This is a genomic window from Arthrobacter globiformis, from assembly GCF_030818015.1.
GTDB classification, from domain to species: Bacteria; Actinomycetota; Actinomycetes; order Actinomycetales; family Micrococcaceae; genus Arthrobacter; species Arthrobacter globiformis_C.
In genome coordinates this window covers 76,637-89,301 of the sequence record NZ_JAUSZX010000003.1, presented here as the reverse complement: position 1 = coordinate 89,301, position 12,665 = coordinate 76,637, and the positions used below count along the sequence as shown (strand labels likewise).

Annotated in this window: 12 protein-coding genes; 1 reads left to right on the top strand and 11 read right to left on the bottom strand. The window is 64.1% G+C overall.

Going from position 1 to position 12,665, the window contains the following annotated elements; genetic code table 11:
* Positions 1 to 2: 2 nt before the first annotated feature.
* Positions 3 to 620, top strand: coding sequence for a TetR/AcrR family transcriptional regulator (locus QFZ23_RS23435; RefSeq protein WP_306927116.1), 618 nt, complete (start codon positions 3 to 5; stop codon positions 618 to 620).
* 443 nt (positions 621 to 1,063) lie between these two features.
* On the opposite strand, the gene QFZ23_RS23430 is transcribed toward QFZ23_RS23435, so the two are convergent.
* Genes QFZ23_RS23430 through QFZ23_RS23380 form a run of 11 tightly spaced genes read right to left on the bottom strand, consistent with a single transcriptional unit; the run spans position 1,064 to position 12,441 of the window.
* A complete protein-coding gene (locus QFZ23_RS23430; RefSeq protein ID WP_306927114.1) occupies positions 1,064 to 1,504 on the bottom strand; it encodes a DUF4913 domain-containing protein in 441 nt (146 codons plus the stop codon).
* A gap of 11 nt (positions 1,505 to 1,515) precedes the next feature.
* Entirely contained in the window at positions 1,516 to 3,285 is a 1,770-nt protein-coding gene (locus QFZ23_RS23425; protein WP_306927113.1) for a type IV secretory system conjugative DNA transfer family protein, read from the bottom strand.
* Entirely contained in the window at positions 3,282 to 4,850 is a 1,569-nt protein-coding gene (locus QFZ23_RS23420) for a helicase HerA domain-containing protein (protein ID WP_373427957.1), read from the bottom strand. Before QFZ23_RS23420 ends, QFZ23_RS23425 begins: the two co-directional genes overlap by 4 nt.
* A 26-nt stretch (positions 4,851 to 4,876) precedes the next feature.
* Positions 4,877 to 6,385: an SCO6880 family protein gene (locus tag QFZ23_RS23415; RefSeq protein ID WP_306927112.1), complete on the bottom strand. Its 1,509-nt coding sequence runs from the start codon at positions 6,383 to 6,385 to the stop codon at positions 4,877 to 4,879.
* On the bottom strand, positions 6,372 to 7,652 hold the full coding sequence (locus QFZ23_RS23410; RefSeq protein ID WP_306927110.1) for a hypothetical protein: 1,281 nt from the start codon (positions 7,650 to 7,652) through the stop codon (positions 6,372 to 6,374). Before QFZ23_RS23410 ends, QFZ23_RS23415 begins: the two co-directional genes overlap by 14 nt.
* A 1-nt stretch (position 7,653) precedes the next feature.
* The gene (locus tag QFZ23_RS23405) at positions 7,654 to 8,412 is read right to left on the bottom strand and encodes a hypothetical protein (protein ID WP_306927109.1); all 759 of its coding nucleotides are present in this window, start codon (positions 8,410 to 8,412) and stop codon (positions 7,654 to 7,656) included.
* 27 nt (positions 8,413 to 8,439) lie between these two features.
* Entirely contained in the window at positions 8,440 to 8,709 is a 270-nt protein-coding gene (locus QFZ23_RS23400) for a hypothetical protein (protein ID WP_306927108.1), read from the bottom strand.
* A gap of 11 nt (positions 8,710 to 8,720) precedes the next feature.
* Positions 8,721 to 9,323, bottom strand: a complete 603-nt coding sequence (locus QFZ23_RS23395) for a DUF6668 family protein (protein ID WP_306927106.1) — start codon at positions 9,321 to 9,323, stop codon at positions 8,721 to 8,723.
* 36 nt (positions 9,324 to 9,359) lie between these two features.
* Positions 9,360 to 10,811: a chromosome partitioning protein ParA gene (locus tag QFZ23_RS23390; protein WP_306927104.1), complete on the bottom strand. Its 1,452-nt coding sequence runs from the start codon at positions 10,809 to 10,811 to the stop codon at positions 9,360 to 9,362.
* 41 nt (positions 10,812 to 10,852) lie between these two features.
* Positions 10,853 to 11,365 carry a hypothetical protein gene (locus QFZ23_RS23385; RefSeq protein WP_306927102.1) on the bottom strand — a complete coding sequence of 171 codons (513 nt, stop codon included), beginning with the start codon at positions 11,363 to 11,365 and terminating at the stop codon, positions 10,853 to 10,855.
* On the bottom strand, positions 11,362 to 12,441 hold the full coding sequence (locus QFZ23_RS23380; protein ID WP_306927100.1) for a CHAP domain-containing protein: 1,080 nt from the start codon (positions 12,439 to 12,441) through the stop codon (positions 11,362 to 11,364). Before QFZ23_RS23380 ends, QFZ23_RS23385 begins: the two co-directional genes overlap by 4 nt.
* Between the last annotated feature and the right edge of the window lie 224 nt (positions 12,442 to 12,665).

Below are 12,665 nucleotides of genomic sequence, written 5' to 3'. Positions count from 1 at the left end.
TAATGACCGAAGTCGACGTTCCGCGCGGCATTTCATTTCCAGCCTCGCTCTCCGTGCCCAGGGCCGGCGTCGTGGATCGTATCCTTGCCACCGCCTATGATCTGTTCTCCCAGCGGGGCATCCGGGATGTCGGCGTCAACGAATTGATTGAATTGTCCGGGGTCGCCAAGTCGACGTTCTACCGGCACTTCCCTTCCAAGGACGATCTGGTCCTGGCAGTTCTGGCCCTGCGGGACCATATCTGGTTCGACGAGGTCATGGCCGAAGTCCAGCATCGCAGTCGCACTTCCGAGGAAGAACTGCTGGTCATCTTTGACGTGTTCGCTGAACGGCTCGGCGACGGCGGTTACCAATCCAACATGCTTATTAGGGTCCTGATGGAAATGGGCCCGGACCATCCCTTAGGCAAAGCCTGCGTGGGTTACCTGGCAAGGATCCGGGGGCACGTGCAAACCTTGGCCGAAGATGCCGGGCTGGAGCGCTGCGGTGAGTTCGCCCGCGCCTGGCACCTCCTGCTGAAAGGATCCATCATTTCCGCCATGGAAGGCGATCCGCAGGCCGCTGAACTCGCCCGGCTCATGGCCAAATCGCTGATCGACCGGCACTCCGCGCAGGACTAACCGGCTGGCCCGGGCAGGACTTCGACGTCGAAGTCAGGTATTCGGAACCGGAAGAGCCGAACCCGCCGCCGCATGAGGCAGCAGCGGCGGGACATCAGGCATCGCCTTTGATCCGCCGCATTCTGCACCAACGGGGCGGACATTGTTATCCGCCGGTCTCCAACGTAGAGCTTCCTCTCCCCCACTTCGCGTGAGTGATCTGGCCGGCCAGGGGTGGCGGAAACGCCGTGGCCAGGGCTCAGATCCGCTACGAGCCATGCCGAAGGATTGACACACCTGTACTAAGTAATCGCACGGAATGCCCCTCCGTCAGTCCTAAGGCTACAAACCCGAAAGCGCCGAGCGGGGTGGATGAGGATGCCGCCATAGGTGACGAGGCAATACTGAGGCCGTGAGTGGCTTGCATAGGGTTGTCTCACCCTCACCCTTCTCGGAAGCCTCCTCTACGCTGGCTGCGTCCGCACGTCTGGGAACCATCCGGCCGGTGCTTTCTTTGGTTCGAGGTGTTCGGGGTCGCGGTGCTTTTGCATGTCGCATTTGTAGAACGGTCCGCGTGGGTCGAGAAGCACGCTCATGTGGTGGTCTGCGTGGTCTTTGAACCACACGCTTATGCCTGTGGCCCCGTCGAGTCTTAAATGTTCCCAGGCCCGCCACAGCGCTTCTACACGGGAGACAGCTTCCGGGTGGAAGTACCATTCGAGGCACCATTTTGCTGCGCGCCCATCGACGTCGCGCACGTAGGTGGGCAGCAGCTGCTCGTGCAGGAACTCTTCGGCAGAGCCGTAGACCAGTTCCGGGGGCTTCTGCTGTTCCCCGGCCTTAGCGCCAGCGTCCGCTACGTCCGAGCTGGGAGCTTCACTGAATCGGCCAATGTCGATAGTCATGCCCTACTCCCCTACCCGGTTACCCATGGATTTGCGGCCGGCGCCGCTGCTATCGGTACTGGTTCTTCCTCCGGCTGCGGGCTGTACTTTTTGATGGACGCTTCCACAACGTCCTTGTGCGGCCCGGTGTACCAGGGCATCGTCCGGACCAAGGTGGCCGGCGCGCCAGATGCGAGGATTACGGCGCGGCCGCGGTCCAGTTCGGCGAGGTTGGAGACGTCGAAGATGCGTTCCTTGCTCTCCTGGCGGGAGCGGCTGGATCCAGACTTCCCTGATGAGACGGAAACGTTGATGTAGCTGTAGTCCCCGATCAGGTCAGAGAGGGCGCGGAGGAAACCTTCTTCGGCGACGCCGCCGCCATAGACCTTGACGTTCGCCGCGGACCAGATCTTCCGCATGTTCGCCTCGCCCCACAGCTCCACGCCTTGGGACCAGGACTGCAGGATGCCCATGACGATCAGGCCTTTGGAGCCGTAGTGGCTGAACTGATCCGGCAGGCCGGCCCAACGAACAACGTTGGCCAGCTCGTCCAGGGCGAACAAGACCGGTTTGGGCAGCCGGCCGCCGCTGCGCTCGGCCCGTTCCTCCATCGCCTCAGCGATGGCTACCGTCAGCGCGGTGGTGAGCGGGGCGGCTGACCCCGCCCCTTCCTTAGAGAGGATGTAAATCGTCTCCTGAGACGCGGCGAAGGAATGCGGGTCGAACTGCCGGCGCTGGTCTCCGGTGACCGTCGCGCCGCCGGCGGGGGCGACCCAGCGGAGCGTGTTCCGACTCTTCAGGCACTGGATCATCTTCTCGGCGGTGCCGAAGATACCGTCGCGCTGCTTGTCAGCCAGCTTCAGCGTGGACTCCAGGCCCTTGTACTGCAGCTCGTAGTCATGCTCCCGGAGGATTTCGATGGGTTCCTGGCTGACCTGCTCTGTCACCCAGAGGTACACCTGCGTGATCGGCAAATTGCCCAGTGCGGCCGCGAGGAAGTACGAAGAGAGAATGTCCTCGGCCTTGGGATCGAAGTAGGCGTCGGGCTTGGACCCCGGCACCCGTGATCCGACCGAGAAGTGCTGGGTGAGTTTGTAGGCCTTTTCTTCGTCGGTGACGTAAGAGAGCGGGTTCCACCACCAGTCCGGTTCTTCCTGGGCGATCTTTTGCGGGTCGAAGACCCACACTGGGGCCGTGGCTTCTCGGACGCCACGGGTACCGTCCACGACGTCACGCTTGTTCGACGTTGAGACCACGGCGCCGGGCGCGTCCAGGATCGCGGGCATCACCCGTGAAGTCGACTTACCCGTTCGGGGCCCCCAAATATCGAGGCTGAGGTCTTCCCACGACTGGACGAACTTCTGGCCGGTGGAGACCACCTTGCCGACGACGATCCCCGGTGTTTCCTTTACCCCCAGCCGCTCTGCCTTGGCCTGTGCTCCCTTTTCGGAGAACGCGGCGAGGGACTTGCCGCGGCCCAGGTAGCGTGCGGCCTTGTCGACCCGGGCGCGCTTGGATGCGCCCTTCCGCCAGGCCACGAGTACGACCATGGCCAGGAGCAGGATCAAGCCAGCGATGGCGCATACAACAATGGTGGACTGGGTTGGCCAGGGCACTCGACCTTTGATGAGCCCTGCGATGAGGTCGATGGGGTGCGCCGGGGGCGCGTCGATGCCGGCCATCCAGGAGCCGAGGTGGGCGGCCGCGTAGGTGCCGCCGCAAAAGACGACGATGAAGCCGATGGCCAGCCAGACCAGGATGGCATCGCCGAGGCCCATCCCTTTACGGTTCGGAGCACTCACAGCGTTCCTCCTTCTGCGGGCAGCTGTGGTACTGCCGGGTCCATCAGCGTTTGCGCGGGCTTGTGCCAGCGGGTGTCGGTGTCGTTCAGTCCCCCGCCCTGCTCAATGGAGGTCAGCCCGATCTGGACGGGGATCCCGGGGCGGCCGCCAACCTTGATGAGGAACTTTCCCCGTCCCGGGGGTTCTACGTCGACCCCCCTGGAGTCCCAGGCGGGCGGATCCTGCCAGGAGATGAGCTTTTGCTGTTCCTGCCGGGAGAGGGGAATGGCGGAGGTCAGCAGTGGCATTTCCGACGCGGGAAGGCCGCCGCAGATGACCATGCCGGAGCGTTCCACGAAGCCGCGGGCCTTCATCCGGTCCTCTTCTGCCGGCAGCGCCAACAGGTCGGACATAGTGTGGGAAATCATGATCTGCCCGACGCCCACGGACCGGTTCAGACGGGTCAGCGCGTCCACGCGGTCAACCATGCCCTTGCCGGAGCGCAGCGCCCGCCACAGCTCGTCCAGCACTACGAAGTAGTTCCGCCGTGGCTCCAGGCCCGCGTCGGCGAGAGCGTTGGCGACATTCACGCTCCCGAAGCCGTAGGACCAGCACGCGAGCAGCACGGCGGCCTGCAGATCAGTCTCTGTCTCGTCGATGCTGGAGACGTCGAAGACCACGGCCCGGTCGCGCTTCATCGGATTGGTGGTCTGCCGGGAGAAGATTTCTCCCAGCTTCCCTCCCCCGGTCAGCCCCAGCAGGGTCGCTTCCAGCGCCCGCGTCTCCTGCAGGTAGACGTTCATGTCGCCACGGTCCAGCGCGACCTGGCGCAGCTCATCCGGGGCGGAGACGATCACGTCCAGCAGGTCCTTCAGAACCGGGATGCCGTCAAAACGCTCATCGAGGACCCGCAGGGCGCGGTCCAGGATGGTTTGTTCCTGGTCGGTCGGCGGATTGTTCCGGCTGATAGTGATGAGGGAGACGACCATGTTCAGGCGGCGGCCGTGGGCGTCGGCCCGGACCCGGGTCGCGGCATCGTGGTGGCCGTGTTCCTCGAGGAGCTGGGCGACCTCGACAGCCTGACCCGGATCGAGAATATTTAGGTAGCCGACGCCGCGGCCGAGCTTGATGACCTGCCCGCCGAGAGCTTCGACAGCTTTGACGTGCTCGCCTTTCAGGTCACCGAGAACCAGTGGATTGACGCCTTGTGCGGCAAGCCCCAGGAACATGCGCCGGACCAGCGTGGACTTGCCCAGCCCGGGTTTTCCGAGGATGAAAGCGGAAGGGTTGGAGATGAGGCGCGCGCGCTGGAACCAGCTGATCGGGTCGCAGCAGACCGTGGCCTGGGTTTCCTCGTGACGGCCGAGCGGGACGCCGATCATGGGCGAGGACGCACCGGAGGAAAACGGCCACAGGCCGCAGACCTGGACAGTGGTTCCCCGGTACTCCTTCACGGACGGGACGAGCTGAGCCATGCCGCCGCCAGGTCCGGACCAGCCACGGGCACCCGGCCCGGCCTCGCGCAGCTGCTTCTCAGCCTTGTCCCTTGGCACCCCCTTTGATGGCTTTACTGTCTTTACTGTCATTGACGTCAAAAGGTCTTTGAGGGCCATTAGAGAGCGTCCTTGATTTCCGAGGGCACCATGCTGTGCTTGGGCAAGACGAGCCCCAGCGGCAGTGACGCCGCGAACGCGGTGTCCTGCGCGCCGTACGCGCGGCGCAACAGTACCCGGGCGGTGCCGGAGGTCTGTTCAATGGCGGCCACGGCATCAGGCAGCCGTTCCCTGTCGGTCACTGTGGCGGAGACGACCATGCCGAAGTTCACCAGTCCGGCGCCGCGGGCTTCTTCCTGAGCGGTCTGCACGGCCGAACGGGCATCGACCAAGGCACGGGCGCTGGGCCGGGTTCCGGAGGTGATGCGGACGTTGGCGTTGTTCTGGTCCCGCTCGACCACTGTGGCGGCCTTCGCAGAATCCATCGGACGGTAGAGCAGGGATACCCGTTTGCGGTCAATGTCCCCGTGCGGGGCCAGCAGCCGGGAAAGGACCGAGGAGTTCACGGACCCGCGCGGTGCTCCGGTCATGGTCCAGGAGACCGAGAACGCGGAATCGTGGCGGTAGTCATCCCAGTTCGCCTGCGTGGCGGTGGGGCCGACCTCACCCCAAGTCAGGGCAACGGGGGAACCGGCCGCGTGGGCTTCATCAATGATCAGCGCAGCAGGGGGATCGTAGGCGACGCGGACGACCTCGCAGAGTTCCTGCGCTGACATCGGTCGGGCGATACCGGCACCGGTGGACTGCAAGCGGGCTGACAGGCCCGGGATCCGGGAGGCGAGGTCCCGGGCCACATCTTCAGGCGTGCGCTTCTTTGACCCGGACCGCAGGGAAGCGTTGAAGGTCAGGGACACCCAGGCACGTACCGTGGCCGATCCCTCCGGGTAGGTATCAACAACCTCGCGCAGAATGGCTTGGGCAAATTCCGGTGCGTTCGGGTCGATGTTCATTTCAACTTCGTTCCGCAGCCGGTACCCGGAATCGGGGGCGGTCTCGACGGTGACGGCCGCGGCGTCCAGTCCGGCTTCGTCGGCAAGGCCGGCGAGCCAGCCGCCCCAGTTAGCGACCCACGCGTCGACCTGCTCAGGGTCCACCAGCGACGCTCCATCGGGTTCGGTGGAGAAGATGACTGTGAAGTGGCTGGTGGCTGGCACGTGCAGCATGGCGAACGGGCGCTTGTAGGAGTCGGCGAACTCGTAGAGGCGCGACTTCGCAGCCAGACCGGGCAGCTGGTACATGCCCCACTCCGTCACACCCAGAGGGCCGGAGCGGTAGAGGTTCGTTCCAGTGGACTTGGAGAGCCGGAAGCTCATACGGGTGCCGAAGCGATCCACAACGGACTGGCCGTGCTTGTCCTTGACCGTCAGCAACAGGGCGCTGGCCCCGGCAAGGGCGAGGACAGCGAGGCCCGGGAACAGGCCCCAGATAGCGAAGGTCGTGATGCCCATCAACAGCCCGGCCATGACAATCCCGGTGCCAATGGCGCCGAGGTTGCCCAGGCCGGCGGAGCGCGGTACTCGCCAATTGCCGTAGGACGGCTCCTTGTATTCTGTGTTAATTGCTGCCACTGGGGCCCTCCCCGGTTGAATCCTGCGCGGTCTTCTCGATTGCCTGCGACGTCTTGGTAGCCACCTGTGCCCCGGCGGCTAGAGCCATGCCAGCCGGGCCAGCTGCTGCTGCCCCGCTGCTTGCCCCAGTCGCTGCGCCTGCGGAGCCTGCCCTGCCTGCGGTTGCAGCGCCAGCGGCTCCGCCCGGGCCCGTAGTGCCCGGCGTAGGCTGTCCTCCCCCGCCCCGAGAACCAGGCGCTCCGTCACTGCCCTTCGGCGAAGCGCCGGCGTGAGTGCTCTGGGTGCTGGCGGTACTGGTTGTGGTCGCAGGGGTTGGCGCTGCATTGCCTCTTCCGCTGCCGCTACGGCCCAGAGAGACGGCACCGGTGGCCATAGCACCAACGGCAGCCCCGGCTGCGGCTCCGCTGCCCGAGGCAACGGCACCGACCATCGGCGTGACGAACCGCATCAACGCTGGAAGTGCGAACAAGGCAACGATCATCAACGTGAAGCCCGTGATGGACTTAATCAGCACATTTTCGCCTCCACCGTTGCCCATGAGCAGGAATGCGACCGAGTACACGATCGCCGCAGCTGGCTTGTAGAGAACGAAAGCAATAGTCCAGCCGACCGCCTTCTGGAACCACTGCCTGCCCATCTCGGTGTTCGTGAAAGCGGCCGTGGTCGGCAGGATGCCCGCCAAGATCACCAGCATGCCGCTCCGGACCACCATCAGGACGATCTGGACCAGTGAAGCAACCAACCCGATCAGCCCCAGGACGATGAGGATAAACACCCCGACCCCCGTCTGGCCGGTCATGACAAGGACGCTCATCGACTGAGCAAAGCCCTTCCCGTCCGTGGAACGCTCAATGATGGCGGCCGAGAAAGCATCTGCGGCAATGACCAGAATCGAGATGACACCCAGGCCAAGGCTGGACACCAGGGTGAGTGTGATTAGGGAACGTAGAAGATCCTTCAACGGTGTGCCTCGCTGTTCCCAAATCATGCGAATGCCGCCGATGATGACGGCGAGGACCGCCAGCGATAACGTCCACGTCATTAATTCGCTGTTGACTGTTGAGACCACGGAACTTGGCCCCGTTCTGTCGTCGCTGATGAGATTCACCGTGGGCATGGAGACCCAGAAGGTAGACAGAGTCGTCACCATCTGACTCATGCCCTCCATGATGGCTTTAGCCAGGTTGCTTATAGCGTCATCAGCCAGCCCCGCAGCCCAGTTTTTCAGCTCACATCCGGCATCCAGCGGTAAGCACTTCTCCGCCATGTCAGGCTCCCGACCAAGGGATGAAACCGCGGAGGTCACCGATTTGGGTCATTTCATTGACCAGTCGACCTGAGTCAGCAATTGCCAGCTTCCAATCACCATCTGTCCACTCCAGAGGAAGGACGGTGTGTCCCAATACCCCTGTGTCAGTCTGAAAGGCGATATCAACGTTGGCCGCTGAACGGGAGTAGCTCTTGATCACAAAGCCGCGAAATTGAACGGTGGAACTTGGCGCAGCCGTTGCCGGCATTGACTGTGAATCTGCTTTGGCGATATCCCTACCCGGCCCAGGCAACAAGAGCATATCCGTCATCTTCTGATTGATGGCGCGGTCCCCTGACGAGCCCATTGCAAGGAGGTTGGCAGCAGCGTAGAGGGCTCCTGTCGGTGACTGGGAAAAGCACGAGCGGAATCCGTCTTCGTCAGTGGTTCCTGGACCGAAGGTGTCCGGCTCGGTAGGCGTAGCCATCTTGCCAACAAGCTCCCAATTCGTATCCGGCGCCGTTCCCAGAGCCGTTTCGGACGATGAAGGAAGTCCGCAGACGCTGGTGCTAGCCCCAGCTGAAGCGCTGGGGCTAGCTGCGGCTGAGCCGCTGGGCTCCGCAGGGGCAGGCGCCGGCTGCGCGTTTCCCTGCCCTTTGGGGAGCAGGAAGATGACGACGGCTGCTGCGATCAGCGCGACCACCAGCGCGCCCGCAATGATGAAACCAGGCCTGGTGAACGGATTGCTTTCGGTGGTGCTCTCTGTTGACTGGCTCATAGTGAACCTCCCGTTGTTGGTACTGGCTTAGACGAAGGCGCGGACGATGCCTGCAGCGCCGGTAATGATGATGCAGCCCAGGAGGACCCAGCCGAGCTTGCCGATAGCCTGGGCACCCTCGCCGCGCTGGAGCTGGATCACCATGCCAATACCGACGATGATGACGCCCAGGACGCCCAGGACCAGACCGATACCGGAGGCCCAGTTCAGGACTGTGAGCAGTCCGTCGGCTTCGGCAGGGATGGTCGGTTTGGGGTCGGGGATGACGTTGGTTGCAAGTACAGAGAGCGTGTTCATGGTGAGACCTTTCAGTGGGTGGTTGATGTGCTGTCGAAGGCCAGGGCGGCCATGTCGGTGATGAAGCGTTGGTATTCGCGGGACGACGGGGCCGTGGTGTCCCCGAGCCGCCAGGCTTCCACCCAGGGGAGGGTCCAAAGCCGGGGCGCTCCCCCGCCGACGATCGAAGTGAAGTCCCGGAGGGCTTTGGGAGTTTTCCCCGGTGCGTCAGCAAGGACGGCCAGGCCGAGCAGGTCAACTTCCGGTGCGGCTCCTGATGCCCATTGGGTCAGGGCGCTCCTGACGGCTGTCAGGCCGCGCATGTCTGCGCGGCAGACCAGCAGCACCCGTGGCTTGCTTCCGTCCTGCAGGACGGGCCAGCAGTGATCGGTGGGCCGGGCGCCGAGGAGGTCCGCCATTTTGCTCTCGCCCGCTCCCCCATGAGCGCCGATGATCCATAACGCGGCAGAACCGGACATGGTGCGGTGGGCCAAGCGGTCTGCTGCGTCGGGTTCGACCATTCCCTTCAGAGGTGCACTGATGACTGCCGTTGGCGGCAGGTACGTATCCGGCGTTTCCTGTTCAGCAGTGTCGGCGGTGGGGCTGGTAATCCAAGGGTTCAGGGACTGTCGCATGGTTCCTCCCTTCGAAAGTCCGGATGATGGGTGGGTCTAGAAGCCTTTGGCGACGGCGGCCGCGGCCGCCAGCCATGCCCGCTGGGTGGCGGGTTGGAGAGCTTCATAACGGATGGGGCCGTTGACCAGCGCTGGATCGTACGGAATCCGGACGACGGCCCGGACGAACGGCTCAAAACCATCGGCAATCCGCTGGGCCTCGTCTTTGGCCCGCTTCAAGGCATCCCCGGACATGGCGCGCTTGGCATCAGTGGATTCGGAGACGATGACAACAGCGTTGCGGGCCAGCTCGGCATCGTGGCCGCCACGGGATTCGAGAGTCTGCAGCGTCAGCCGGGCGGCTTCGGCGCGGTCCTCGATGGCCGTTACAGGCACGACGAGCTGGTTGGTGTGGTCGATCATTCGCCGCCAGTTTGCTGCGCGGGCGGTGTTGCCGGAGTCCATGATGACCAGCCGGTAGTAGCGGGTGAGGACCCGGTGGGCGATGTCGACTTCCTCGGCGGTGACTTCGTGGTCGCCTTCTTCGTTCTCGTCTGAGCGCAGCACGTCGAACTTGTCAGCGGTCTGGTGGTGGACGAACTTGGCGATCTCCGCGGCGTTCGTTGACGGGGAGAGCAGTTCTGTCGAGGAATCGATCAGGTCCAGGACGCTGCGGTCATGGGCGCCCTTTTCCGTGCGCCACCCCAGCGTGCCTTGGGACTCGTTGTTGTCCCAGGCCACCGTTGCGGCCCCGCTGTAGCGGGCAAGGATCGCCGAGAGCATCACCACCGTGGGGGTCTTGTTCGCCCCGCCCTTGCGGTTGACCACGGCAATGGTCCGCGGGCCGGGCCAGTGCTGGCTAACGGTGCGGATATCCTCCCGCGCGGAGAGTTCTTCGGCTGACGGGTCCATCCGGAAGCCAAGGCGCGTGAGCGCACCACGCCAGCCCTGCGTGGCCGGTTCCAGGACCGGGGCGCCGACCAGGAAAGAGGTTTCCTTCAAGCTGCGCCGGGTCGGAGGGGCTTCCTCCGTGGCAACTGCCGGGGCTGGCGTCGTGTCTAAGGTGACGGGGTTCGGCGGCCACGGCCGGCGGTCCACCGCGGCGACGGCGGCAACCGCAGGTTCTGCCGGCACCGCAACAGGCTCGGGTGCAGGGGCCGGGACGGTTTCAATGACGGCTGGGGCTACCGTCTCAGGCGCGGGTTCCGATGCTTCTGCCCGGCGTCGGGCGGGGCGTACCTCGTAGGAGACGGATTCGATCCTGTTGTCCGGGTGCACGATCAGTTCACCGTGCCCTTCGGGATCCTCGATCTGGGCCCTGACGGGACGGTTCAGCGTCTGTGCCTCGCCCACGACGAGGGCCAGGGCGTTGTTGCGAAGATCCTGCAGGGACTCCCCAGCAGGGACGATGCGGGAGTTACCTGCGACGACGACCTCAGCGGTTCCGTTGTCACGGACGATGGCCCTGATGTTTGGAAAGGCCAGGACCTCGCTTGATGTGGTGCTCATTGGCTTCTTCCTTACGTGTGTGAGTTGGGTAGTTGCGGCGCTTAGGACGAGGGAGGGGTGAAGCGGTTGACCTTCCACGGGGCTTCCTTGCCCGTCCGGAGCAGCTGCACCGTATAGGTCCCGGCGTTGGTCGGAACCGCCGCCATGACCCCGTAGCCGTTGGCTTCATCGACGCTCAGCGCGGCGGGGCCGGTAACGCGATCTGCGGGGATGTTGGCCGGAGCCACAGCCGAGTAATCAGCAGTGGCCTGTGGCGTCAGCCAACGGGCAAGATCGTTGGCCCACTGCTTTTCTTCCACACCAGGGCGGGCAAAGTTCGCCATTGCCTTTTGGGCGACGTCCACGGCCGCGTCCTTGCTGGCCTCGTCCCAGGTGATACCGATCTTGACCGGGACCGTGCCTCCGGGAGCCTGTGGACCGCTGCTGGCGCTCAGCGAAACCGGCGCGGAAGGCGTTGCGGTCCTGGGTTCAGTCGGTGCCGGCGTGGTGTTCGCTGCCGGTGCGCACGCGGCGCAGAGCAGGGCTACTGCGATGAGGGCAAGGGGCTTTTTCACTTTTTCTCCTCTTGGGTGGGCAGGTACAGGAAGGCTGAGGGGACGGTGTTGCTGACAGTCCGGGTGTAGTAGTTGTGGTCATCCGGTGGCGGGTTGCCGTTGTAGCCCTCTTCGACGTAGGTCCCGTTGTCTTTGACTTCCTTGACCACGGCGACGTGTCCATAGGTCGGGTCCGCTCCCCCGGCACCGGGCGCGTACCATACGACTGCACCGACTCGGGGCGTGTTGCCGGTGGCCCAGCCCTTGGCGTCCCAGCCGGCTTTCCAGGTAAGGGCTGAACCGAGACGCTGCCCGTCCGGGCGGAAGGTGCCGTTGAGGAACTTGAACGGGGCGCTGGTGGATCCCATCTGCTGGTTCACCCGCCAGAGGGCGAAGTCCACGCACTCCCGGTAGTAGAAGTTAAGCGGTGAAGTGCTGACGTCGTTGACTCCGACCTGCATCCAGGTCGGCGAGTCTTTCCACGGGTAGTCATCCCCGGCGCCGGACTTCCCCGGGATGATGCAGCCAGTGCCTTCCAGCGAGAACTTCCCGTTCGAAAGTGCCTGGACGAGCTTGACGGCCTCGGGCCAGTACTTCTGGTAGTGGTACGGGTCGGCGTTGCGCTGGACCTTGTTGCCGGCGATGGTCGGCTCCAGCAGCTCCCAGCCGTCCACCTTCTGCAGGGCCTTGATGAAGTTCGTGGCGCTGATGGTCGGGTCCATCCGGTCCGAGTACGAGCCCCACGCGCCGTTGCCGCGCTGCTGGAACAGCCCCCGGGAATCGGGGCCGGCATCATCGCCGTAGTCCAAGACACGCAGCTCCGACTCCCCCAGGGCAACCATGATGCTGATCATCTGGCCCTTTACGGGCAGATTCAGCGCCTTGCCGGCGCCTAGGATTGCCGCAGCATTCTTCAACTGCTCCTGGGAATAGCCATCGACTTTGGTGTCGCCGTTGATAGTCACTGAGACGGTCGGGCCGCAGTCGGCAGCGGCGGGCTTGGCCGGGGCAAGGAGCAAGAGTATGGAGAAAACCAGCCCGAACAAGAGGCCAGGGACCACGAGCAGCGCCACGAGGCCAAGTGACTTCCGCTGCATGTGAATCCCCCTTCGAGCCCCAGCTGTCGACTGGCTCAACCGCAACGATACATGCCTGTAGTGAACATGTGCAACGCTTGTAGTGCGCATGTTCATAGATTAGGAACTAAGGGAACGTTACGATGATTGGGCTCCGTTCCTCTTCCTGGCTCGGCACTGGAGGGTGAGACCTAATGCTGACGACATGGCGCGGCCTGGCCTGCCTGGCGTTCCTTGTACCGGCG